Source organism: Sphingomonas sp. Leaf67 (assembly GCF_001421965.1).
In the GTDB taxonomy this organism is placed as follows: Bacteria; Pseudomonadota; Alphaproteobacteria; order Sphingomonadales; family Sphingomonadaceae; genus Sphingomonas.
In genome coordinates, this window is record NZ_LMLP01000001.1 from 277,303 (window position 1) to 300,721 (window position 23,419).

Here is a 23,419-nt window from a genome sequence, read left to right on the forward strand (position 1 = left end):
CGCCCGGGTGTAGCCCGCGCTCGTAACCACCGCGTTAATGCTCATGCGGCCACGCGGCCCGCATCGGCCGCACGGGCGACGATGGCGGGCAGGTCGAGGATCAGGACGGCGCGCCCGTCTTGATCGATCAGGCCGCTGGCGATCGCCGCCCATGCCGCGCCCGGCAACAGCCCGGCGGACAGGGGTTTCGGCACGAAACGATGCGCATCGTCCAGCGTATCGACCAGCAACGCGTAATGATGCCCGTCGACCTGTGTCACCACCGCGCGTCGCCGGCTCGCCGGGGGCGGCACGGGGTCGATCACGATGGCGGTATCGATCACCGTCACCACCCGGCTGCGCAGCGCCGCCAGTCCCCGCACCGCGGGTGCCGTGCGCGCGACCGGCGTGATCTCGCCGATATCGACCACCGATTCGACATGGTCGGACCGGATGGCGACATCCTGTCCGACGATCGTGGCCAGCAGAAACAATTCACTCACGCCCGACCTCCCGCCGCCATGCGCAGCGCGCGCAGCACGCCTTCGCGGTCGTATCGATAGATGCTGCCATCGCCGATATCGGCCGGCGACGCGCGCAGCCGCACCACCGGCACGTCGGCGGCGGGGGCCGGTACCGCGACATCGGCTTGCGCCAGCACCAGCGTCGGCCGCTCGCCCGCATCGACCCGCTCGACGATCTGATATCCGGCCTGCTCCAGCATCGGCCGCAGGAACGCCCGCATCCATCCGCTGCCGCCATCCGCCAACAGGCAGGTCGGCCGGCTCTGCGTGATCAGCGCCGACGCGGCGTCACGCGCATGGCGTTCGAACAGCCAGAGCGGATCGACCTGCTCGATCTGCTCGCCGTCCAGCAGCACGATCCCGGCGATCGGCCCCGGTACGTCGCCGACCGGGGCCAGTTCGGGCAGCATGACAATGTCGACGGCATCGACGATCGCATAGGCGACCTCCATCACCCCGTCGGTCAGGCGCAGTACGGTCGTCACCCGGTCGATCGCCACCGGATCGCTCGCCTCTGCCGGAATTATCCGCCCGTCGATCGCCAGCCGGATGCGCCCGGCACTTTGCTGGAGCGATCCGGCGCGGATACGTTCGATCCGGTCGATCACCGCCAGCGGGATGACCCGTTGCCGCCCGTCCAGATCGTTGAACAGCAGCGCGGTAACCCGGTCGTCGACCTCTGCCGCCTCCTCCGCCTCGATCTCCAGATCCATGGCGTCGGCAAAGCTCAGCCCCGCCGCCTGCGCCACCCCGGCGCAATCGAGCATCAGCATCGGCCGCCCGGTGTCGGGCAGCGTCTGCCCGGCATACAGCCCCGTCGCCATCACCGCCGGCGCGGCGGGCTTGACCACCAGTTCCTCGGTATCGAGCACTTCGTCGACCGCGATCGCGAAGTCGCCTGCACCGATCGTCACTACCACCAGCATCTTGGGCGCGGCGGGCGTCTCGGTCGCGACGCCGATCACGTCGCACAGGTCGACGACCGGGATACGCCGGTCGCGGATGCGGGCGATCCGGTTGTCGCCCAGCTGGTCGACGCGGATATTGGCGGCGCGTTCGTTGACGATCTCGCCGATCGTCTGGCGCGAAACGGCGAAGCGATGGCTGCCGGCGCGCACCACGATTGTCGACACGATCGATAGCGTCAGCGGTACCTGTACCGCGATCCGCAGCCCCCGCCCCGGCTTGTTGTCCAGCGTGATCCGTCCACCGATCTGGTCGATCGCGGCGCGCACCACGTCCATTCCGACGCCGCGCCCCGAAATCTCGGTTGCGGTATCGCGCGACGACAGGCCCGGCGCAAAGACCAGTTCGCACCGCTGCCGATCGGTCAGCTTGCGCAGTTCGGCCTCGCTCCTCTGCCCGCTCGCCGCCAGTTTCGCCATCAGCCGTTCGGTATCGATGCCGCGACCGTCGTCGATGACCTCGATGACGATCTGGTTGCCCGATTGCCGTGCGGAGATATGCAGCCGTCCGCTTTCGCGCTTGCCGATCGCGCGGCGCTCGGCGGGCTGTTCGATGCCATGGTCGATGGCATTGCGCACGATATGGACCAGCGGGTCGCGCATGACCTCGATCATCTCGCGGTCCAGCTCGACGTCGCTGCCATCGACGGTCAGCATCACCGCCTTGCCCACCGCCGCCGCCGTATCGCGCACGATGCGCGGCAAGGGCGAGAAGAGCGTTTCGATCTTCTGCATTCGCGTCCGCGTCACCGCGTCACGCATATCCGCCACCGAACTCGACAGCCGGTCCAGCGCCGCCTCGACCGCGGGGTCGAGCGCGATATCGCGCAACCGCCGGACCAGTTCGTTGCGGACCAGCACCATGTCCGACATGCCGCTCATCATCCGGTCGAGCAGATCGACGTTCAGCCGCACGCTGCGCAGCGGCGCCCGCCCCGCCGCCATCGCCGCTGCCGCCACCGGCGTCGCCGCTGCTGTCGGGTTGCCAATTTTCGGCGAAAGCGCGGCGATCAGCTCGTCCTCGCCCTCATCGGTCAGCGGCAATCCGGCATCGATCGCCTCCACCAGTTCGCCGATCCGGTCGACGATCGCCAGCACCGCATCGACCAGCCCGCTATCGGGTCGTCGCTTGCCGTCGCGCACCCCGCACAGCGCATCCTCGGCGGCATGGCTGAGGCGCGACAGGCGCGGCAGATCGAGGAAGCCGCAGCTGCCCTTCACCGTGTGGACGAAGCGGAAAATGGCGTCCAGCCGGGCGCGATCGTCGGGCGCGGCTTCCCATGCGACGATCTCCGACGACAACGCTTCCAGCGTCTCGCGGGTCTCGGCAATGAATTCCTGTAACAGATCGTCCATGCGGCCCCGCCCGGTTATGGACACGACCATGGCGGCAGGCAGGTTAAGAAGCCGTTAGTGAAGCGATGGCGGTACGGATCGGGTGGTCTAGCCTCCCGAATACACGCGGGGTGTCGAAACCCGCGCGGCATCCGAACTCTATCGGCCTGCGAACGAAGCTCCGAACAGCAGCACCGGCGAATCGGTAGGCGATACCTGCAACGTCCCGCCGCCCTGCTCGACCAACTCGCGCGCCAGACACGCCGCCGCCGCACGCGGCGTCATCATCGCCGCATCGCCCAGCAACGCGCCGCGCAGCTCGGCGTCGAGCACGATCCGTGGCCCGTCACCGCGCACCGCGATATCGATGCCGGTCGCGGTGACCTCCGCCCCGACATCCAGCTGCCCGCCGCGCACCAGCGCGTCGCCCGCGATCAGCGCGAGGTTCAGCAACACCTTCACCGCCGGCTTGGGCAGCGACGGTGCCTCGACCATCCAGCCGAGCTTCACCTTGTGATGATCGCCGAACAATCCTTCCAGCGCCGCCCGCGCCTCCCGCGTGTCGATCGAATCGCCGAAGCCGCCGGCGGCGCCAAAGGCGAGGCGGAAGAATTTCAGCTTGTTCGCCGATGCCCGCGCGCTGTCGGTCAGCAGTTCGAGACAGCGGGCACGCATGTCGGGATCGGTCTCGTCGGCCAGCAGTTCGAGGCCGTTGTTGAGCGCGCCGACCGGGCTGAGCAGGTCATGGCACAATCGCGAACACATCAGGCTGGCGAAGTCGGCTGGGCTGATGTTCAAAGCGGCGATCCCTGTGCAGCGACGAACGTCATCGTCCGGCTGCTGGCGTCCATGTGCACCGCCCCGCAATTTTTTTCAACGTGGCCGGCATGGCGGACATCGAAGGAAACCGGGTCGAATCGGCCATGGCGTTCACCGTTCGCGACCGCCCGCCACAGCCGGGCGGTACCGCGTCCGAGGATCAGCCACAACCGCCCGTCCGCTGCCGCCTGCGCCGCATCGGTCGGCGACGGATCGGCGCTGCCGACCGGATGCGAATGATACCAGCCGAGCACCGCCGCCCCGCCCTGTCGGGCATCGCGATAGGCCTTGAGCAGGGTCGCAGGATCGATCTCGAAATGGCGTGCCGGATCGGCGGCGACGTTGCGGGCCGGTTCGGCCGCCTCGATCGCAACGCTCGTGCCCCGCAGCAATCCGCAGATTTCATGCCGGTTCGCCGCCGCCTCGATCAGCAACCGCTGGATCGTTTCGCTTGTAAAACTTGGCCTCATGCCCATCTTTGTAGGCAATGGACCGGGGGGTTTCCACGATAGAGGCGCGCATCACCGATGCCGCGCACGGGCTTCGGATCGACAAGGCGCTGGCCGAGGTCGTGCCCGATCTGTCGCGCGAACGGGTCAAGGCGCTGATGGCGGCGGGCCATGTCGCCGGTCCCGACGGTCCGGTCTCCGATGGCAAGCGCAAGGTTGCAGCGGGACAGCAGTTCGTCATCACCCTCCCGGCGGCGGTCCCCCTCGATACGGTGGCGCAGGATATTCCGTTGGTCGTCGCCTATGAGGACGACCATCTGATCGTCATCGACAAACCCGCCGGGCTGGTCGTGCATCCGGCCGCCGGCAATCTCGACGGAACATTGGTCAACGCGCTGCTGCATCATTGCGCGGGCAATCTGTCCGGCATCGGCGGCGTCGCGCGGCCCGGCATCGTCCACCGCATCGACAAGGATACGTCCGGACTGCTGGTCGTCGCCAAGAACGACGTCGCGCATGAGGGGCTGGCACGGCAGTTCAAGGATCACAGCATCGACCGCCGCTATCTGGCGATCGCGGCGGGACGGGTGCTGACGTCGGCGGGCACCGTCGACGCGCCGCTCGCGCGATCCCCCAATGATCGCAAGAAGATGGCGATCGTCCGCTCCCCCCTCGCCAAGCATGCGGTGACTCATTGGCGCAAGCTGCGCCAGTTGCGCGACGCGTCGTTGATCGAATGCCGGCTGGAAACGGGCCGCACGCATCAGGTGCGGGTGCATATGGCGTCGATCGGCCATCCCCTGCTCGGCGACCCGGTCTATGCGGGGCGGCGGCCGGCGTTGCGCGCCGAACTCGAACGGCTCGATTTCCGGCGACAGGCGTTGCACGCGGCAACCCTGGGGTTCATCCATCCCGTGACAAGCAACGCTTTGGCGTTCGATAGCGACGTTCCGGCAGACATGCAGGAACTGTTGGATCATCTTCACGTATAGATTACGGTGATGCCGCAATGCGGCGTGGCCCACGACAAAGGGAGTTTTGACGATGGCAACTGGCAGCAACGTCCCGGCGACGATCCCGGCGCTCGGCGGCGAGGCGAGCCTCAACCGCTATCTTTCCGAAATTCGCAAATTTCCGATCCTCGCGCCCGAGCAGGAATATATGCTCGCCAAACGGTTTCAGGAACATGGCGATCCGGAAGCGGCGGCGCAGCTCGTCACCTCGCACCTGCGTCTCGTCGCCAAGATCGCGATGGGCTATCGCGGCTATGGCCTCCCCGTCAGCGAACTGATTTCCGAAGGGAATATCGGGCTGATGCAGGGTGTGAAGAAATTCGAACCCGATCGCGGTTTCCGCCTCGCCACCTATGCGATGTGGTGGATCCGCGCGTCGATCCAGGAATTCATCCTGCGGTCGTGGAGCCTCGTGAAGATGGGCACCACCGCCGCGCAGAAGAAACTGTTCTTCAACCTGCGCCGGATGAAGTCGAAGCTCGACGCATTCGAGGACGGCGATCTCAGCCCCGAGCATCTTGCCAAGATCGCGACCGATCTCGGCGTGACCGAGGACGAGGTAACGTCGATGAACCGCCGCATGGCGATGGGCGGCGACACTTCGCTCAACGTCCCCATGCGCGAGGATGGCGAAAGCCAGTGGCAGGACTGGCTGGCCGATGACGGCCCCTTGCAGGACTCGGTCGTCGCAGAGGCGCAGGAGGCCGATGTCCGCCACGGTATGCTGGTCGAGGCGATGGACGACCTCAACGACCGCGAAAAGCACATCCTGACCGAACGCCGCCTGACCGACGATCCCAAGACGTTGGAAGAGCTGAGCCAGGTATACGGTGTCAGCCGCGAACGCGTCCGCCAGATCGAAGTCCGCGCTTTTGAGAAACTGCAAAAGGCGATGATGCGCCTCGCCGGTGATCGCCGGATGCTGGCCGCAGTCTGACGCGACAGGGGGGGGGGCGAGCCAAACCGTCCCCCTACTCGTCATCCCTGCCCCAACCCCCAATCGTCATCGCAGCGCCCCCAATCGTCATTCCGGCACCCCCAATCGTCATCCCGGCGAAGGCCGGGATCCATAACCCATGCCATCAACGGCTCATGCCACAACGCACACGTCACGCTCGGCCGCCCCAAACGTCGCGGCGGCGAAGACTGGTGCATCAGCTGCGACGATCCCGCCGCGAAATACAAGATCACCCCGCAATCGCATAACGCCCCCTTCGACAACAGAAGACCGCCCGTCCCCTTGCCCAACCCCGCCGCACCATCGTAGCGAGCCACCATGGCCGCCCGCACCACCCAACGCTCCCGCCCCAAACCCGCTACAGCCCCTCGCGGCGTAGGCCGACGCCTCACCGGCTGGGCGATCAAGGCCCTGCTCGGCTTCATCCTATTATCGGTGCTGTGGGTGCTGCTGCTGCGCTTCGTCCCACCGCCGATCACGCTGACCATGCTCGGTGACGTGCCGACCGGACACGGCGTCACCAAATCATGGCGCAGCCTGTCGAGCATTGACCCCGATATGCCCCGCGCGGTGATCGCCGCCGAAGACAGCCGCTTCTGCGGTCATAACGGGTTCGATTATGCCGCCATCGCCAACGCCGCCCGCCGCAATGCACAGGGCGGCCGCATCCGCGGTGGCTCGACGATCAGTCAGCAGACCGCGAAGAACGTGTTCCTCTGGCAGGGCGGCGGCTATTTCCGCAAGGCCATGGAAGCCTATTTCACCGTGTTGATCGAGGCGCTGTGGGGCAAGCGGCGCATCATGGAAGTCTATCTCAACGTGGCCGAAACCGGGATCGGCACCTACGGCATCGAGGCCGGCGCACAGCGTTACTTCAAACACGGCGCGGCGAAACTCTCCGGCCGCGAAGCCGCGCAGATCGCCGCCGTGCTGCCCCTGCCCAAAAAGCGCGCCGGCATCGCGCCGACCGGCTTTACCGGCCGCTACGCCCGCACAATCGAACGCCGCATTGGCATCGTTCGCCGCGAGCGACTGGATCGCTGCCTCAACTGAACCGGTTGCCGGTTTCGTTACCCCCAACAGGATCCCGAGCGACGGAAAAACAACCGACGTTACTTCGTCGCTCGTTCGACCGCGTCCCCGGCCTTGTCCGCTGCCGAACCCACGCTCTTCGCCGCCGACGTGACCGCACCAGTTCGGGCATTGTCGTTATTGGCGTTGTTCAGCAGGAAATAGGCACCGACGATGACCGCGATCAACACGGCCAACCCGATGAGCAGCCCGCCGCCTGATCCACGCCGTTCCACGATCACGGTATGCGGCGCCCCGTTGGTGCTGGTTTCGATGCGATCCTGGTCCATGGACGATCTCCCAAAAGTTCGATCGCCCAAGAACCACCCGTCGAAGCGCTTGTTCCAGCAGCGTTCCGATCGATCAGAACGGCAGCTTGAACCCCGGCGGCAACGGCAGGCCACTGGTCAGCTTCGACATTTCGGTCGAGCTCGCCGCATCCGCCTTTGCTCGCGCATCGTTGAACGCGGCGACGATCAGGTCTTCGAGCATCTGCTTTTCCGATGCCTGCAACAACGACTCGTCGATGTCGACGCCCAGAATGCGCCCCTTGGCCGATGCGCGAACCTTGACCAGCCCGCCGCCCGATTGTCCGTCGACCTCGATCGTGTCTAGGTTCGCCTGTGCCTTGGTCAGTTCGCTTTGCACGTTCTGCGCCATAGCCATGATGTCGTCGAGATTCTTCATCGCGCGATACTCCCGTCGCTGCGTTGCCAATGATCGAGGGTGGCGTCCGGAAACGCCGCCAGTGCCGCCTGTACCAGCGGCGAATGCAAAACCTGTTCGCGCTCCGATTCCGCCTTGGCCGTTTCCTGCTCGCGCAAGGTGGGCGCACCCGCCCCCTCGCCGATCAGAACGCGCCAATGGCTGCCGGTGATCCCTTTCAGCGCGACTTCGACATCGCGGGTAAAATCGGCGGGCAGCGGTCGCGATCCGCTCAGCTCGATCAGGTTCGGCTCCAGCCGGATCATCCGCGCACAATTTCGGAACTGCGCCTCCAGCGAATGGCGGCCATGTTTCGACAACAGGTTCGCGACCTGCTCCATCGTCTCGGGCACCGGATCGACCGCGACTTCCGCCGCAGCCGGCGCAGACGGAGCCGTGGCAGGCGTCATCGCCGGCACCTGCCCCGCCGCCAGTTGCTTGGCTAGCGTCCCCGGATCGGGCAGCGACGAGGCATGGACGATGCGCAGCAACGCCATCTCGCACGCCTCGATCGGCAGGGCGGCGCGCGAAACCTCCTCATGGCCCTTGAGCAACAACTGCCACAACCGATGCAGCATCGGAAACGACAACGCGCTCCACGCATCGAACGCGGCGCGTTCCTCGGCCGACTGGCCCGGCCCACGGTCCCCGCCGACCTTGACGATCGTCACCGCATGGACGGTTTCGAGCAGCGTCCGCAGCACCGACGCCGGATCAACGCCCAGATCATATTGCGCCCGCAGCGCCTTGAGCGCCCCCGCCGCATCGGCCTTCAGCAACAGGTCGAACAACGTCCGGATCGCCCCGCGATCGGACAGGCCCAGCATCTGCCGCACCGCATCGGCGCGCACGCCCTCGCCCTCCAGCCCGCCATGCGCAATCGCCTGATCGAGGATCGACAGCCCGTCGCGCGCCGACCCTTCCGCCGCGCGCGCGATCAGTTGCAGCGCCTCCGGCTCGGCCTCGACGCCCTCCGCCTCGACGACCTTCGCGAAATGTCTGGCTAGCAGATCCGCCGGGATTCGCCGCAGGTCGAAGCGCTGGCAGCGCGACAGGACCGTCACCGGCACCTTGTGCACCTCGGTCGTCGCCAGCAGGAATTTGACGTGCGCGGGTGGCTCTTCCAGCGTCTTCAGCAGCGCGTTGAACGCCGGCGTCGACATCATGTGCACTTCGTCGATGATGTAGATCTTGAAGCGCGCCGACACCGCGGCATAGCGCACCGCCTCGGTCATTTCGCGCACGCTATCGACACCATTGTTCGACGCGGCGTCGATCTCGATCACGTCGATATGTCGTCCCTCGGCGATCGCCCGGCACGGCTCGCACACCCCGCACGGATCGATCGTCGGTCCGCCCTGACCATCCGGCCCGATGCAATTGAGCGCCTTGGCGATCAGCCGCGCGGTCGACGTCTTGCCGACCCCGCGCACGCCGGTCAGCAGGAACGCATGGGCAAGACGGCCGCGCTTGATCGCATTGCCCAGCGTCGTGACCATCGCATCCTGCCCGATCAGCTGGCTGAACGTCTGCGGCCGATATTTACGCGCGAGCACGCGGTAAGGCTGCGCCGACTGCGGCTGTTCGGGGATGTCGAGGGCGAGGAAGGAGTCGGACATTGCGGGTTTCTTAGCGGGTGGCGGCGGCAGTGTCGCCTGCTGGATGCGGTCACCCAGCCGTCACGCAACTCGCCCTCAACCTTCTCGGCGCATAGGCGCTATTATTTTCGACGTAGAGATGGAATGAAAAGCACGATCACGACAGCAACGTACGATAGAAGGGAACACAGCAGTGTTTTTCCGACAATGTATGAAAAGGAAAACGGAGCGCCGAAAAATACACCAGTCTGCAACGCGATCAAAAACCATGTCATGACCCACCAAAATAAGGTAAGTGCCACCACCCCAATAAATACGAGCGGCGACAGTCGCTTCAAATAAAATCTCCTTGGCTACAGAAAACCGCAAATACTTTAGGTTGCTGTTGACGGATGTAACGCACCATACCGACGCGTTCCCGTCATCCAGCCAAATACCGAACATTGATGGCAGTGCTCTTAGCGCTTTGGCAACTTACGCTACGCCGCCAAAGCCTCCAACGCCTCGTTCGCCTCCATCCACTTCATCTCCGCCACCTCGATCTCGGTGTCGAGGCTCGCGCGCCGCTTCATCAACTGCGCCATGGTCAGCTTGGCCAGCGCCGGCGTTGCCCTCCCCGCCATCGCCGCATCCAGCGCGTCGCGCTGTTCGGTCAGCCGCGCCAGATCGCGTTCGATCGCCTGCGCATCCTTCTTCAGCACCTGCGCCTTTTCGCGCGCTTCGGCGGCGGCCTTGCGGTCGTCCTTCTTGTTGGCCTTCTTTGCCTTTTCCTTCGCCGAATTGCCGAGGATCAGCGCGATATAATCGTCGATCGTCCCGTCGAATTCCTTCGCCGTCCCCTCGTCGACCAGCACCAGCCGGTCGGCGGTCGCCTCCAGCATATGCCGGTCGTGGCTGACCAGCAGGACGCAGCCGGTATAGGCGTTGAGCGCCTGCACCAACGCCTCGCGCGCATCGACGTCCAAGTGGTTGGTCGGTTCGTCGAGGATCAGCATGTGCGGCGCATCGCGGGTGATGAGCGCCAGCGCCAGCCGCGCGCGCTCACCGCCCGACAGCTTGCCGACCAGCGTGATCGCCTTGTCGCCCGAAAAGCCGAACCGGCCGAGCTGTGCGCGCACCGCGGCGGGCGACGCGCCCTTCATCTGGCGCGTCATATGCTCCAGCGGCGTGTCGTCGGTGCTCAGTTCCTCGACCTGATACTGGGTGAAGTATCCGACCTTCATCTTGCCCGCGGCGTTCATGTCGCCGTCCATCGGTGCCAGCTGCGCCGCCAGCAGCCGCGCCAGCGTCGTCTTGCCGTTGCCGTTACGCCCCAGCAGCGCGATGCGATCCTCGGGATCGATGCGCAGGTTCAGCCGCTTGAGGATCGGCGTCTCGCTATACCCCACGCTCGCCATGTCGAGCGTGATGAGCGGCGGGCGCAGCTCGCTGGGATCTGGAAAATCGAAGGTAAGGCTGGGATCCTCGGCCACTGCCGCGATCGGCTTCATCTTGGCGAGGATCTTCATGCGCGACTGTGCCTGTTTGGCGGTCGACGCCCGCGCCGAATTCTTGGCGACATATTCCTGCAACTTGGCGCGCTGCGTCGCCTGGTTTGCCCGGGCCGATTCGATCTGCGCCAGCCGTTCGGCCCGCTGCTTTTCGAACGCGTCATAGCCGCCGGGATACAGCGTGATCTTGCCCTGTTGCAGGTGCAGGATGTGGTCGACGACGTTGTTCAGGAAATCGCGTTCGTGGCTGACGACGACGATCGTCGCCTTATATCCTTTGAGGAAATCCTCCAGCCACATCACCGCTTCGAGATCGAGGTGGTTCGACGGTTCGTCGAGCAGCAGCACGTCGGGCTGGCTGAACAGCAGCGCCGCCAGCGCGACGCGCATCCGCCAGCCACCTGAATAGCTTTCCAGCGGCCGCTGCTGCATCTCCTCGTCGAATCCCAATCCGACCAGAATCCGCGCCGCCCGCGCCGGCGCACCATAGGCGTCGATCGCCAGCAACCGTTCGTGGATATCGCCCAGCCGGTCGGGATCGGTCACCGTCTCGGCATCGTGCATCAGCCGCGCGCGCTCGACATCGGCTTCCAGCACCGTATCGAACGGCGTCGCCTGTCCGGCGGGCGCTTCCTGCGCGACATAGCCGAGCCGCGACCCGCGCGGCATTTCCGCCGTGCCGTTGTCCGGTTCCAGCTGCCCGGCGATCACGCGCACCAGCGTCGACTTGCCGGCACCGTTGCGACCGATCAGCCCGACCCGGCTACCCGGCGGCAGTGCCGCACTGGCATTGTCGAGGATCGTCCGCCCGCCAAGGCGCACCGTAATACCGTTCAGATTGAGCATGGCGCGGCGCGTAGCATTTTTTGCCGCGTTTGCGAAGAGCGGCGCGAAACGGCTTTCCTACCCGCGCATCGTCCGACAGAATCACTGCCCGCCTGAACCCGACCCGCTCTTTGAAACGTCCGATCGCCCTTCCACAGCGCAAGCTCGGTCCGCCTGTGACAGCGACTGTTGCAAACGAATCGCAAAATAACGACAAACTGCGCTCGAGTGTGACTTTCGTGACCTTTGGCTCGCTCAACCGGCCGCGAACAGTGCGCGCAACTCGCTCTTTACGATCTTCCCGTTCGCATTGCGCGGCAGGATCGTGTCGGAAAAGCGCACCGCTACCGGCACCTTGAACGCCGCCAGCCGGGCTCGCACGAACACCCGCAACTCGCTCTCGCTTGCGAAACAACCGGAGCACAGATGCACGACCGCCACCGGCACTTCGCCCAGCACCCGGTCGGGCACGCCGATCAGCGCCGCGTCGGTGACCGACGGGTGCGCGTACAGCACATCCTCGACCTCGATCGAATAGATGTTCTCGCCGCCCCGGATGATGATATCCTTGGTGCGGTCGACGATGAAGCAAAAGCCTTCGTCGTCCAGCCGCGCCAGATCACCGGTACGCACCCAGCCATCGACGAACGTCTCTGCGGTCGCCTCCGGACAGTTCCAATAGCCTTTCACGATCATCGGCCCGCGCGCCCATAACTCGCCGACCTCGCCCACCGGCAATTCGATTGGCGCGTCGGGTGCCATGATCTTCAGATCGGCGACCGGCACCGGCGGACCGCAGCTGGTCGGCCGGTTTAGATAGTCCTCGGCGCTATGCTGGGTGACCGTCGCCATCGTCTCGGTCATGCCCCAGCCATTGCCGGGCATCGCGCCGAACACTTCATGGATACGCCGCACCAGATCGGGTGCGGACGGCGCGCCGCCATATTGGATGATCTCCAGCGACGACAGGTCGTATCGCTCCCGGTCGGGATGCTCCAGCAATTGCCACGCGATCGTCGGCACCCCGCCGGTTACCTGTACCCGCTCGCGTTCGATCAGGGCCAGCGCCTGCGCAGTGTCCCATTTGCGCATCAGCACCAGCGTCGTTCCGCTCGCCATCGCCCCCATCAGCGACGCGCTGCACGCGGTGACGTGAAAGAACGGGATGACGAGCAACCCGACCTTGGGCCGGGGCACGGGCGGCGGCATCTCGCCCCGGCGAAGCTGCGCCCGCGCGGCGATATACGCGCTGGAATAAACGTTGGTCGCAAGGTTGCGATGCGTACCGAGCGCGCCCTTGGGCTTGCCCGTCGTGCCGCTGGTATAGAAGATCGTCGCATCGTCGTCGGGTGCGATTGCGACGTTGGGCAGCGCGACGTCGGGCAACGCCGCATAGTCCGCGCAACCGCCGATCACGGCCTCCAGCGCCCGCGCCGGTGCCATCAGCGGCGTGCGTGCCCGTGCCACGATGACGGTTTCCAGCCCCGGCATCGCCGCATAATCGTTGCCGATCCGTTCGTGCCGCTGCCGATCGACGATCAGCATCTTGGCCCCCGAATCGCCGATCCCGAACGCCAGTTCCTGCGGCGTCCACCATGCGTTCAGCGGCACGCAGATCGCGCCGATCGCGACGATCGCAAAGAACGCGACCGGCCATTCGGGCATGTTGCGCATCGCCAGCGCGACCCGGTCGCCCTTGCCGATCCCGCTGTCCTGCAAATGCCTGGCCAGCGTCGCGATCGCGCGAAACTGCGCGTCGAACGTTACCCGCTGATCCTCATGGATCGTCGCCAGCCGCTCGCCGTGGCTGCGTGAGAAAGCAATCAGTTGCGCAAGGGTTGCCGGAGCGTTCTTCCAGATTCGCGTCGGCACGCCCCGGATCGTCTCGGTCGCCATTTCGAACGGGGCACCCGGCGCGGTCAGCACCGCCTGTACTTGCGCAATCGACATGCGCGGCCAGTCGGCCCCGATGGAAATCGTCGCTTCGCCTGCCTGCAAGACACCGCTCCTGTTCGCCGACCCTAGAATATCGGGTTTGCCCGATCGATCGCCTCCATGCAGGTTCTTATTGATTATCCATTCCGCAAAGGCAATAGAATGCGGCAAACGCTTGCCGGTTTAGAATTACCGGTATGGCAGAAGCTGGAGAAGGGCCGAACATGTCCGTACACACCGAACGTCATGGCGACATCCTGGTGGCGATGGCCGACAACCCGCCGGTCAACGCATTGTCGGCTTCGGTCCGGCTGGGACTGAAGGCCGCGATCGAGGAAGCGGCGGCCGACGATTCGGTCCGTGCCATCGTCATCGCGTGCGCCGGCAGAACCTTCTTCGCCGGGGCCGACATCACCGAATTCACCAAGCCGCCGGTCGAACCGCTGCTGCCACAACTGGTCGACATGATCGAGGCGTCGGACAAGCCGGTCGTTGCCACGATTCACGGCACGGCGCTGGGCGGTGGGTGCGAGGTCGCGATCGGCAGCCATTACCGGATCGCCGTCCCCAGCGCGAAGCTCGGCACGCCCGAAGTGAAGCTCGGCCTGCTCCCCGGTGCCGGCGGCACGCAGCGCCTGCCGCGCCTCGCCGGTGTTGCGGTCGCGCTCGAACTGGTGGCGAAGGGGGAGCCGATTTCCGCGAGCAAGGCGAAAGACGCCGGCATCGTCGACCGCCTCGCCACCGAAGGCAATCTGCTGGAGGAAGCCATCGCCTTCGCCTGCGAAGTCGCCGACATCCGCCCGCTGCCCCGCACCTCCGAAAAATCGATATCGCCCGACCCCGAAGCAGTCGCCGCCTTCGAAAAGGCCAATGCCCGCCGCTTCCGTGGCTACGAAGCCCCCGCCGCCAACATCGCCTGCGTCGTGAAGGCCAGCGAGACGCCCTTCGCCGAGGGGATCGCGTTTGAGCGGCAGCAGTTTATGAAGCTGATGTTCTCCGTCCAGTCGGCGGCACAGCGGCACATCTTCTTCGCCGAGCGCAAGGCATCGAAGATCGACGGCATCGCCGACGACATTGCGCTCCGCCCGATCCAGCGCATCGGCGTGATCGGCGCGGGCACGATGGGCGGCGGCATCGCCATGAACTTCCTGTCGGCGGGCGTGCCCGTCACCATCGTCGAGATGCAGCAGGACGCGCTCGACCGCGGCGTCGGCATCATCCGCAAGAATTACGAGGCAACCGCCGCCAAGGGCCGAATGAAGCCCGAACAGGTCGAGCAGGCGATGGGCCTGCTGACCCCCACGCTGTCGATGGACGACCTTGCCGAGGTCGATCTGGTGATCGAGGCGGTGTATGAGGAAATGTCGGTCAAGCAGGACATTTTCGGCAAGCTCGACGCCATTTGCAAACCCGGCGCGATCCTCGCGTCGAACACCAGCTATCTCGACGTCAACGTCATCGCCGCCGCGACCAAGCGGCCGCAGGACGTGCTCGGCCTCCACTTCTTCTCGCCCGCCAACATCATGAAGCTGCTGGAAATCGTGCGTGGCGACGCGACCGCCGACGACGTGCTGGCAACGGCGATGGCGCTGTCGAAGAAGATCCGCAAGGTCGCGGTGGTGGCCGGCGTCTGCCACGGTTTCATCGGCAACCGGATGCTGGAACCGCGGCAGGTCGAGGCGATGAAGCTGCTGATGGAGGGCGCGACCCCCGAACAGGTCGACCGCGTCCATGTCGAGTTCGGGATGCCGATGGGCCCGTTCCAGATGGCCGACCTGGCCGGCGTCGATATCGGCTGGCACCGCGATCCGAGCCGGATCGAGAATATCCGCGATGCGCTCGCCGCCGAAGGTCGCTGGGGCCAGAAAAAGGGCGCGGGCTTCTACGATTACGACGACAAGCGGCAGGCATCGAACAGCGCCCGCGTCGCCGAGATCATCGATGATTTCCGTACCAAGACCGACACCCCGCAGCGCGAGATCACCGACGAAGAGATCGTCGAACGGACCCTCTACCCGATCGTCAACGAAGGCGCGAAGATCCTGTCGGAAGGCAAGGCGCAGCGCGCGTCCGATATCGATGTGGTCTGGATCTATGGCTATGGCTGGCCGCCCTATCGCGGCGGGCCGATGTTCTGGGCCGATATCGAGGGCGCGAAGAAGATCGTCGCGGGCCTCGAAAAGCACGGCTTCGACGTCGCGCCGCTGCTGCGCGAAAAGGCGGAGACCGGCGGGCGGTTCAACAAGTGACCGACCTCGCCGCGTTCCGCGCCGACACCCGCGCATGGCTGGAGGCGAATTGTCCGCCATCGATGCGTGAACCGGTCCGTTCCGACAACGACGTGACATGGGGTGGCCGCAATCCGACCTATGCCAATCCCGATCAGAAGCTGTGGCTGGACCGGATGGCGGAGCGCGGCTGGACGGTACCTGACTGGACGACCGCCCATGGCGGCGGCGGCCTGTCGCCGGCCGAGGCCAAGATATTGCGCGAAGAAATGACGGCAATAGGCGCACGCAATCCGCTCTATTCGTTCGGCATTTCGATGCTTGGCCCCGCGCTGCTGAAATACGGGACCGAGGAACAGAAGCAGGCGCATCTGCCGAAGATCGCGCGCGGCGAAATCCGCTGGTGTCAGGGCTATAGCGAACCCGGCGCCGGTTCCGACCTCGCCGGGCTGCAAACCAGCGCAGTTCCCGACGGCGACGACTTCATCGTCAACGGGCAAAAGGTGTGGACCAGCTACGCCGACAAGGCCGACTGGATCTTCTGCCTCGTCCGCACTGACCGTTCAACCAAGCAGGGTGGAATCAGCTTCCTGCTGTTCGACATGGCATCGCCTGGCATCACCACCCGCCCGATCAAGCTGATCTCGGGCAACTCGCCCTTCTGCGAAACCTTCTTCGACGATGTCCGCGTGCCGAAGACCAATCTGGTCGGCGACCTGAACAAGGGTTGGGACGTGGCCAAATATCTGCTCGGCCATGAGCGGGAGATGATTTCGGGCATGGGCGGCACTGGCAACGGCCCATTGATTGCGAAGGCGATCGAGACGATCGGCACCGACGATGCCGGCCGTTTGGCCGACCCGATGCTGCGGTCCGCCATCGCGACCTTCGACGTCCGCGCCCGCGCGTTTACCGCCATGTCGGAACGTTTCCGCGACGAGTTGAAGGCCGGTCGCGCGCATCCCGCGCAGCCGAGCATGATGAAATATGTCGGCACCGAGTTGAACAAGACGCGCCACGAACTGCTGATGGCATCGGGCGGATCGGACGTGCTCGAATGGGAAAGCGCCGACAGCGACAACGGCGCGGCGGCGCGCGCCTGGCTGCGGACCAAGGCGAACTCGATCGAGGGCGGTACGTCCGAAATCCAGCTCAACATCATCGCGCGTCGTATCCTCGACCTGCCGCTGCGATAACTGTCAGGAACACCCTCCATGCCCATGTTTCTGAACGACGATCAGACGATGCTGGCCGACACCGCCCGCGAATTTCTGGGTGAAGCCGCGCCGGTCGCGCATTTGCGTGCGCTGCGCGACGCCGACGACCCGACCGGCTTCGATCGCGGCCTGTGGGCGAAGTTTGCCGAGATGGGCTTTACCGGCATGATGGTGCCCGAAAGCGCGGGCGGCCTCGGCCTCGGCCATGTCGAGGCCGGCATCGTGCTGGAGGAGATCGGCCGCAACCTGTCGCCCTCGCCCTTCCTCTCCACGTCGGTCGCCGCCGTCGCCGCGCTGTCGGGGACGAGCGCCGGCGAACGCTGGCTGCCGCGTATCGCCGCGGGCGAAACCGTTGCCGCGCTGGCGATCGACGAACGCGCGAAGCATGGCGATGCCGTTGCAGTGCGCGCCGAGCGATCGGGCAACGGCTTTCGCCTGGTCGGCACCAAGCAGTTCATCGCCCACGGCCATGTCGCCGACCTGATCCTCGTCATCGCCCGCACCGCTGGCAGCGATCGCGATGCGGAGGGGCTGACGCTGTTCGCCCTTCCCGCCGATACCCCCGGCCTCTCCGCCAATCCCCGCCGCCTGACCGACAGCAGCATCGCCGCCCGCCTGACCTTCGACCATGTCGAAATCGATGGCAACGCGGTGGTCGGCACGGTCGACGATGGTCGCCGCGCACTCGACCGCCTGCTCGCCGCCGCGCGGACCGGGGCGGCGGCGGAATCGCTCGGCGTCGGCGACGGCGCGGCGACGCGGACGCTCGACTATCTGCGACAGCGCAAGCAGTTCGGCCAAACCATCGGCAGTTTTCAGGCGCTGCAACACCGTGCCGCGCACCTCTATTCCGAACTCGAGGTCGCCCGTGCGGCAGTGCTGAAGGCACAACAACGGCTCGACGAAGGCGCGGCGGATGCCGACGTTGCCGTTTCGGTCGCAAAGGCGATGGCAGGCATGGCGTCGACGCTGGCGGTGCAGGAAGCGGTGCAGATGCATGGCGGCATCGGCATGACCGACGATGCCGATATCGGTTTCTTCATGAAGCGCGCCCGCGTCCTGACCGAAATGTTCGGCGATATCGGCTATCACAGCGATCGCATCGCCCGGATCGGCGGCTATTGATGGAGCCGACGCCCGCCGATCTGGTCGCGGGACTGGTCGCGCTGCTCGATATCGAAGAGATCGACACCGACCTGTATCGCGGCGCGCGCAATCCTGGCGGTGTCGGCCGGGTGTTCGGCGGACAGGTGATCGGGCAGGCCTTGCAAGCGGCGCAACGCTCGATCGGCGGGGCGAAGATCGCGCACTCGCTACACGCCTATTTCCTGCGGGCGGGTGATGAGGAGCATCCGATCCTCTACCGCGTCGTCCGGGACTTCGCCGGGCGCAGTTTTGCCAATGCCCGCGTGATCGCGATGCAGCGCGGACAGGCGATCCTGAACATGGCGGCGTCGTTCCAACTGCCCGGGGACGGCATGATGCATCAGGACGCGATGCCCGACGTTCCCCCGCCCGAGGCATTACGCTCCGATCGCGACCTGCGGCTGGCGATGCAGGACCGTATCCCCGACAAGTTCCACCGGCTGTTCCTGCGCGCCCGCCCGATCGAAATCCGTCCGGTCGAGGCCGATCACCTGACCGACCCGACGCCGCGTGCACCGATCCAGCATGGCTGGTTCCGCGCGGTCGCGCCGCTCGGCGACGACGCGACGCTCCACCGTGCAGTCCTCGCCTATGCCAGCGACATGATGCTGCTCGGCACCTGTATGCTGCCGCACGGCATTCACTGGATGATGGATCGGGTCCATACCGCAAGCCTCGACCACGCACTGTGGCTGCACGAACCGTTCCGTGCCGACGACTGGCTGCTCTACGTCACCGACAGCCCATGGGCCGGACACGCCCGTGGCTTCAACCGTGGCCGCATCTTTGCCCGCGACGGGCGACTGGTGGCGAGCGTGGCGCAGGAAGGGCTGGTTCGGGTACGGGGATAGGCGTCCTCCACCTTCCCCGGCATTCCCGTACGAAGGCGGGGGTATAGTTGGCTACGGAAGACCTCACCCCGGCTCGTGCAACGGACATCCGTTGAACCGCTCGCGATACTGCGCCGAATGGTCGTAGACCGGCTTGCGCACCCGGTTCACCCCACCCAGTGGCTGATGTGCGGCCAGCCCGGTCCATACGCTGAACCGCAGCCCCTCATCGACTTCGGCAACCTTGTCCGCCGACCAGCTATCCTGCGGCTCGCAGCGCAACGTCGCGACGGTCAGATACGGGCTGACATCCTCCGGCCATGGCGTTGCCGCATCCTCGATCGGCTGGGTTTCGGGATCGCGCAGCAGCTGCACCCGCACTTCCCATTCGCCGCGCACCTTCGCCGCTGACGCCTGCAAATCTTCGCGGATCGCATTCGGACGCCCGCTGATATCGACCACGACATTGGTCAGCGCAGTCAGATCGGGCGACACCGGCACCACCTGATATTTGGCGACATAGGAACCGTGCCGGAACGGCGTCGCCGAGAAATAAGTCTCGCCCAGCGGATGCACGTTCTTCGACCCGCCCATCGTCTTCAACAACGTACTCTCGGTCCCGACCGCCTCCAACGCCGCCTCGGCCCCGCGCAAGACATAGGACAACGCCTTCTTCGCCCATTCCGCCTTGTCGGTCGTCCTGGCGAGCAGCTTCAGGTTGCTGGCGAACTTCGCGGGCGTCGGCGCGGCAAAGGCGGGCGCGTTGACCATCACGAAGTCCTGTGTCCGCCCGCCGGTTCCGGCCAGACGTTCGCCCTCGACCTCCATCACCTTCCACGCCAGCCCGCGCGGCAAACCGATCGCGTCGTCAAGGATGTCGCCGGGATTGGTCGAAAACCGCATCCACACCGGATAAACGCCGGGCTTTGCGAACAGCCCCTGCGCCAGTTCGGGCGGCAGGTCGTCGTGGACGCTCAGTTCGGCCTTCAGGATGCCATGCGCTTTGGCATGGACCGCGCGCACCGCTTTGCCGTAATCCGCCGAGGTGGTCGTCAGGATCGTGTCGAACGCCTGCTCCATCTCGGCGATCGTCTCGGCCTCGTCCGCCTCCGGTGCTTCGAGTGCGGCGGTGTAGCGCACCGGCGGTTTCAGCATGTCGGTCATCTGCAGGAACTCCCTCGTCTTCATGTCGACAAGTGCGGGGGAGGTTATTCGTTCCGGGGACTTATACGGCGGTACGCCCATAGTCCTGCCGGGTGAACGGGTGGCTCGACGACAGTCCGCCATCGACCGCCCACGCCTGTCCGTTGATGTAGCTGGCCTCGGCGGATGCGAGGAACAGGACGACCTTGGCGACCTCCTCGGCCTCGCCGCCGCGCCGCAGCGGGTTCAGCCGACCGATCCGCCCTTCCTTCCCCGACTGGCGGGCTTGGTCATAGACCATTGCCGTCATGCCGGTTTCGATCAGGCCCGGACATACCGCATTCACGCGTACCCCCGAGCCCGACAATTGCTGCGCGGCGGTCTGGACCAGATTGATGACGCCCGCCTTCGACGCGGAATAAGCCGCGCCGCCCGCCCCCGATCGCAGCCCGGCGACGCTGGCGGTACACACGATCGCCCCGCCGCCGGCCGCCGCCATCACCGGCGCGGCGTGCCGGATCGCTAGGAACGGGCCGATCAGGTTGACCCGCAATATCTCCGCCCAGTCGTCGGCGGATTGTTCGAACAGACTGGCCAGACCGCCCGAAATCCCGGCATTGGCATGGACGACATCGATCCCGCCGAAGCGTTCGACCGCCAACGCCACCGCACCTGCGACATCCTCGTCCGCGCCTGCATCCATCGTACAGGCCACCGCCCGACCGCCCGCCGCCTCGATCAGCGCCACCGTCGCCCCGGCATCGGACCGGTCGCCACAAACCACCCCCGCGCCTTCCCGCGCGAAAGCCAGCGCACAGGCCCGCCCGATCCCCGATCCGGCACCCGTGACCAGCGCCGACCTGCCCGCAAACCGCATCATGCCCCCGCCTGTTGCGCGAACCGCCATGCCGCCGCCGCCAGTTCGGGTACCCGCTCGGCCATCCGCGCCGCCTGCGCGCTCGACGCATTGCCGTCGCGCACCCGTTGCTTGATCCCCTGCACGATCCCGGTCAGGCGAAAGAGGTTATAGGCGAAATACCAGTCCAGCCCCGGCACCCCGTCCCGCCCGGTCGCCGCGCAATAGCGCGTCACGACCTCCTCCATCGCCGGAATGCCGCTGTCGCCGCCGCTCAATCCAGCAATGCCCGACCGACCATCGGGCGGCGTCATCCAGTTCATCAGCAGATAGGTGAAATCGGCCAGCGCATCGCCCAGCGTCGACAACTCCCAGTCGAGCACCGCCGCGACGCGTGCGCTGTCTTCGGCAAAGATCAGATTGTCGATCCGGTAATCGCCATGAACGATCGCCACCCGCTCCTGCGCCGGTACCGTACGCGGCAGCCATTCGATCAGCCGCTCGACGTCGGGCAGATCGTCGGTCTGGCTCGCCCGATATTGCCGGGTCCAGCGCGCCACCTGCCGCTCGAAATAATTGCCCGGCTTGCCGTAATCGCCAAGGCCGACCGTTACCGGATCGATCGCGTGCAGCGCCGCCAGCGCATCAACCATCGCCCAGTAATGCGCGCGCCGTTCGTCGGGCGACAGGTCGGGCATCGCACCATTCCAGATCGTCCGCCCCGCGACCCGCTCCATCAGATAGAAGGGCGCGCCGATCACCCCCGCATCCTCGCACAGCGCGATCGGCCGCGGCACCGGATAGCCGGTGGGGTGCAGTGCCGCGATCAATCGATATTCGCGCTCGATCGCATGCGCGCTGGGCAACAACACCCCGAACGGCTTGCGGCGCAGGACATAGGACCCGCGCGCCGCATCGACCCGGTAGGTCGGATTGCTCTGCCCGCCCGGATAGCGCGTCACCGCGACCGGCCCGTCCCCGACCGTCGCCGCCAGCCACGGCGTCAGCCGGTCGAGATCGAGGTCGACGTCACCGCCCACCGGACACCCTCGCGAACTCGGCGCGGGCGATCGCGCGGTTGTGCACCTCGTCCGGCCCGTCGGCAAAGCGCAGCGTCCGCACCCCGGCCCATGCCGCTGCCAGCGGAAAGTCCTCCGACACGCCGCCGCCGCCATGCGCCTGGATCGCATCGTCGAGGATCGCCAGCGCCATGGTCGGTGCCTGCACCTTGATCATCGCGATCTCGCCCTGCGCGGCCTTGTTCCCGGCGCGGTCCATCATGTCGGCAGCCTTCAGGCACAGCAGCCGCGTCATCTCGATATCGATCCGCGCCCGCGCGACCCGCTGTTCCCAGATCGAATGATCGCCGATCTTCTTGCCGAACGCGACGCGCGATTGCAGCCGCTTCGCCATCGCCTCCAGCGCCATTTCGGCCACCCCGATCGTCCGCATACAATGGTGAATACGCCCCGGACCCAGTCGTCCCTGCGCGATTTCGAACCCACGTCCCTCGCCCAGCATCAGGTTGCTCGCCGGTACCCGCACTTGGTCGAGCACCACCTCGCCATGGCCGTGCGGGGCATGGTCATAGCCATAGACCGGCAGCATCCGCTCGATCCGCACGCCGGGCATATCCATCGGCACCAGGATCATGCTCTGTTGCCGGTGGCGCGGCGCGTCCGGGTCGGTCTTGCCCATCACGATCGCGACCTTGCAGCGCGGATCGCCGGTCCCCGACGACCACCATTTGCGCCCGTCGATCACATAGTCGTCGCCGTCGCGCACGATCCGCGTCTCGATATTGGTCGCATCCGACGACGCCACCGCCGGTTCGGTCATCAGGAATGCCGACCGGATCGTGCCGTCCATCAACGGCCGCAGCCATGCCTCCTTCTGCTCGCGCGTGCCGTAGCGATGCAGCACCTCCATATTGCCGGTGTCGGGGGCCGAACAGTTGAACACCTCGCTCGCCCAGTGCCACCGCCCCATCGCCTCGGCACACAGCGCATATTCGAGGTTGGACAACTGCGTACCCTCGAACGCGAAACTATCATCGACCATCGGCGCGCCCGAATGCGGCGGCATGAACAGGTTCCACAGCCCCGCCGCCCGCGCCCGTTCCTTCAGCGGTTCCAGCATCGCCACCGGTGCCCAGCGATCGCCGCTCGCCACTTCCGCATGATAGTCATGGTCGGCAGGCGCGACATGCTCGGCCAGAAACGCGGTGACACGGTCGCGCCAATGGGTTTCGCGCTCGCTTAGCGAAAAGTCCAACATCCGTCTCCCGCTGCAACCTGTTTTTAGCGATCTAGGCCATACCGCATATTCGGTAA

General features: G+C 65.9%; 20 protein-coding genes. 7 read left to right on the forward strand and 13 right to left on the reverse strand.

The genetic code is table 11. The features are described from left to right. Positions 1 to 41: 41 nt before the first annotated feature. The 4 genes from ASE90_RS01310 to ASE90_RS01325 form a co-directional block, all read right to left on the reverse strand. Positions 42 to 482, reverse strand: coding sequence for a chemotaxis protein CheW (locus tag ASE90_RS01310; protein WP_055994886.1), 441 nt, complete (start codon positions 480 to 482; stop codon positions 42 to 44). After that, positions 479 to 2,824 carry a chemotaxis protein CheA gene (locus ASE90_RS01315; protein WP_055994889.1) on the reverse strand — a complete coding sequence of 782 codons (2,346 nt, stop codon included), beginning with the start codon at positions 2,822 to 2,824 and terminating at the stop codon, positions 479 to 481. The genes ASE90_RS01310 and ASE90_RS01315 overlap by 4 nt, the downstream gene beginning before the upstream one ends. A 138-nt stretch (positions 2,825 to 2,962) precedes the next feature. After that, a complete protein-coding gene (locus ASE90_RS01320) occupies positions 2,963 to 3,601 on the reverse strand; it encodes a histidine phosphotransferase family protein (protein ID WP_055994890.1) in 639 nt (212 codons plus the stop codon). Continuing rightward, complete coding sequence (locus ASE90_RS01325) at positions 3,598 to 4,092, reverse strand: M67 family metallopeptidase (protein ID WP_082449499.1); 495 nt, start codon at positions 4,090 to 4,092, stop codon at positions 3,598 to 3,600. Before ASE90_RS01325 ends, ASE90_RS01320 begins: the two co-directional genes overlap by 4 nt. A gap of 17 nt (positions 4,093 to 4,109) precedes the next feature. On the opposite strand from ASE90_RS01325, the gene ASE90_RS01330 reads away from it, so the two are divergent. The 3 genes from ASE90_RS01330 to mtgA all read left to right on the forward strand — a co-directional run bounded on the left by ASE90_RS01330 (position 4,110) and on the right by mtgA (position 7,095). Further along, entirely contained in the window at positions 4,110 to 5,063 is a 954-nt protein-coding gene (locus ASE90_RS01330) for an RluA family pseudouridine synthase (RefSeq protein ID WP_055994894.1), read from the forward strand. A gap of 52 nt (positions 5,064 to 5,115) precedes the next feature. Next, positions 5,116 to 6,021: an RNA polymerase sigma factor RpoH gene (gene rpoH, locus ASE90_RS01335; protein ID WP_055994898.1), complete on the forward strand. Its 906-nt coding sequence runs from the start codon at positions 5,116 to 5,118 to the stop codon at positions 6,019 to 6,021. A gap of 339 nt (positions 6,022 to 6,360) precedes the next feature. Then, complete coding sequence (mtgA, locus tag ASE90_RS01345; RefSeq protein WP_082449287.1) at positions 6,361 to 7,095, forward strand: monofunctional biosynthetic peptidoglycan transglycosylase; 735 nt, start codon at positions 6,361 to 6,363, stop codon at positions 7,093 to 7,095. Positions 7,096 to 7,154: 59 nt separating this feature from the next. Here the strand turns inward: mtgA and ASE90_RS01350 are convergent, their stop codons facing one another. From ASE90_RS01350 to ASE90_RS01370, 5 genes are all read right to left on the reverse strand, one after another. Further along, entirely contained in the window at positions 7,155 to 7,403 is a 249-nt protein-coding gene (locus ASE90_RS01350; protein WP_055994903.1) for a hypothetical protein, read from the reverse strand. 73 nt (positions 7,404 to 7,476) lie between these two features. Next, the gene (locus tag ASE90_RS01355) at positions 7,477 to 7,800 is read right to left on the reverse strand and encodes a YbaB/EbfC family nucleoid-associated protein (protein ID WP_055994907.1); all 324 of its coding nucleotides are present in this window, start codon (positions 7,798 to 7,800) and stop codon (positions 7,477 to 7,479) included. Next, complete coding sequence (locus ASE90_RS01360) at positions 7,797 to 9,437, reverse strand: DNA polymerase III subunit gamma/tau (protein ID WP_055994910.1); 1,641 nt, start codon at positions 9,435 to 9,437, stop codon at positions 7,797 to 7,799. Before ASE90_RS01360 ends, ASE90_RS01355 begins: the two co-directional genes overlap by 4 nt. Before the next feature lie 458 nt (positions 9,438 to 9,895). Further along, a complete protein-coding gene (locus tag ASE90_RS01365; RefSeq protein WP_055994913.1) occupies positions 9,896 to 11,752 on the reverse strand; it encodes an ABC-F family ATP-binding cassette domain-containing protein in 1,857 nt (618 codons plus the stop codon). 234 nt (positions 11,753 to 11,986) lie between these two features. Next, positions 11,987 to 13,681: a class I adenylate-forming enzyme family protein gene (locus tag ASE90_RS01370; protein ID WP_055997052.1), complete on the reverse strand. Its 1,695-nt coding sequence runs from the start codon at positions 13,679 to 13,681 to the stop codon at positions 11,987 to 11,989. 209 nt (positions 13,682 to 13,890) lie between these two features. Here ASE90_RS01370 and ASE90_RS01375 point away from each other — a divergent pair, with 209 nt between their 5' ends. Genes ASE90_RS01375 through ASE90_RS01390 form a run of 4 tightly spaced genes read left to right on the forward strand, consistent with a single transcriptional unit; the run spans position 13,891 to position 19,108 of the window. Then, positions 13,891 to 15,915 (forward strand): 3-hydroxyacyl-CoA dehydrogenase NAD-binding domain-containing protein, encoded by a 2,025-nt coding sequence (locus ASE90_RS01375; protein WP_156361364.1) that lies wholly within the window; start codon positions 13,891 to 13,893, stop codon positions 15,913 to 15,915. Continuing rightward, a complete protein-coding gene (locus ASE90_RS01380) occupies positions 15,912 to 17,090 on the forward strand; it encodes an acyl-CoA dehydrogenase family protein (protein ID WP_055994919.1) in 1,179 nt (392 codons plus the stop codon). The genes ASE90_RS01375 and ASE90_RS01380 overlap by 4 nt, the downstream gene beginning before the upstream one ends. 18 nt (positions 17,091 to 17,108) lie before the next feature. Then, positions 17,109 to 18,236 carry an acyl-CoA dehydrogenase family protein gene (locus ASE90_RS01385; RefSeq protein WP_055994922.1) on the forward strand — a complete coding sequence of 376 codons (1,128 nt, stop codon included), beginning with the start codon at positions 17,109 to 17,111 and terminating at the stop codon, positions 18,234 to 18,236. Continuing rightward, the gene (locus ASE90_RS01390) at positions 18,236 to 19,108 is read left to right on the forward strand and encodes an acyl-CoA thioesterase (RefSeq protein WP_200910764.1); all 873 of its coding nucleotides are present in this window, start codon (positions 18,236 to 18,238) and stop codon (positions 19,106 to 19,108) included. The genes ASE90_RS01385 and ASE90_RS01390 overlap by 1 nt, the downstream gene beginning before the upstream one ends. A gap of 63 nt (positions 19,109 to 19,171) precedes the next feature. On the opposite strand, the gene ASE90_RS01395 is transcribed toward ASE90_RS01390, so the two are convergent. The 4 genes from ASE90_RS01395 to ASE90_RS01410 form a co-directional block, all read right to left on the reverse strand. After that, positions 19,172 to 20,251: a catalase family protein gene (locus ASE90_RS01395; RefSeq protein WP_321163764.1), complete on the reverse strand. Its 1,080-nt coding sequence runs from the start codon at positions 20,249 to 20,251 to the stop codon at positions 19,172 to 19,174. 61 nt (positions 20,252 to 20,312) lie between these two features. Then, positions 20,313 to 21,110, reverse strand: coding sequence for an SDR family NAD(P)-dependent oxidoreductase (locus ASE90_RS01400; protein WP_055994928.1), 798 nt, complete (start codon positions 21,108 to 21,110; stop codon positions 20,313 to 20,315). Beyond that, positions 21,107 to 22,126: a phosphotransferase family protein gene (locus tag ASE90_RS01405; RefSeq protein ID WP_055994931.1), complete on the reverse strand. Its 1,020-nt coding sequence runs from the start codon at positions 22,124 to 22,126 to the stop codon at positions 21,107 to 21,109. Before ASE90_RS01405 ends, ASE90_RS01400 begins: the two co-directional genes overlap by 4 nt. After that, complete coding sequence (locus tag ASE90_RS01410; RefSeq protein WP_055997058.1) at positions 22,116 to 23,360, reverse strand: acyl-CoA dehydrogenase family protein; 1,245 nt, start codon at positions 23,358 to 23,360, stop codon at positions 22,116 to 22,118. Before ASE90_RS01410 ends, ASE90_RS01405 begins: the two co-directional genes overlap by 11 nt. Positions 23,361 to 23,419 lie beyond the last annotated feature (59 nt).

Excerpts from the sequence above, each read along its gene's own strand:
- ASE90_RS01325 (WP_082449499.1), bottom strand. The coding sequence starts at position 4,092 with ATGAGGCCAAGTTTTACAAGCGAAACGATCCAGCGGTTGCTGATCGAG.
- mtgA (WP_082449287.1), top strand. The coding sequence starts at position 6,361 with ATGGCCGCCCGCACCACCCAACGCTCCCGCCCCAAACCCGCTACAGCC.
- ASE90_RS01400 (WP_055994928.1), bottom strand. The coding sequence starts at position 21,110 with ATGATGCGGTTTGCGGGCAGGTCGGCGCTGGTCACGGGTGCCGGATCG.
- ASE90_RS01315 (WP_055994889.1), bottom strand. The coding sequence starts at position 2,824 with ATGGACGATCTGTTACAGGAATTCATTGCCGAGACCCGCGAGACGCTG.
- ASE90_RS01375 (WP_156361364.1), top strand. The coding sequence starts at position 13,891 with ATGTCCGTACACACCGAACGTCATGGCGACATCCTGGTGGCGATGGCC.
- ASE90_RS01350 (WP_055994903.1), bottom strand. The coding sequence starts at position 7,403 with ATGGACCAGGATCGCATCGAAACCAGCACCAACGGGGCGCCGCATACC.
- rpoH (WP_055994898.1), top strand. The coding sequence starts at position 5,116 with ATGGCAACTGGCAGCAACGTCCCGGCGACGATCCCGGCGCTCGGCGGC.
- ASE90_RS01360 (WP_055994910.1), bottom strand. The coding sequence starts at position 9,437 with ATGTCCGACTCCTTCCTCGCCCTCGACATCCCCGAACAGCCGCAGTCG.
- ASE90_RS01385 (WP_055994922.1), top strand. The coding sequence starts at position 17,109 with ATGCCCATGTTTCTGAACGACGATCAGACGATGCTGGCCGACACCGCC.
- ASE90_RS01330 (WP_055994894.1), top strand. The coding sequence starts at position 4,110 with ATGGACCGGGGGGTTTCCACGATAGAGGCGCGCATCACCGATGCCGCG.
- ASE90_RS01390 (WP_200910764.1), top strand. The coding sequence starts at position 18,236 with ATGGAGCCGACGCCCGCCGATCTGGTCGCGGGACTGGTCGCGCTGCTC.
- ASE90_RS01355 (WP_055994907.1), bottom strand. The coding sequence starts at position 7,800 with ATGAAGAATCTCGACGACATCATGGCTATGGCGCAGAACGTGCAAAGC.
- ASE90_RS01395 (WP_321163764.1), bottom strand. The coding sequence starts at position 20,251 with ATGACCGACATGCTGAAACCGCCGGTGCGCTACACCGCCGCACTCGAA.
- ASE90_RS01365 (WP_055994913.1), bottom strand. The coding sequence starts at position 11,752 with ATGCTCAATCTGAACGGTATTACGGTGCGCCTTGGCGGGCGGACGATC.
- ASE90_RS01370 (WP_055997052.1), bottom strand. The coding sequence starts at position 13,681 with ATGTCGATTGCGCAAGTACAGGCGGTGCTGACCGCGCCGGGTGCCCCG.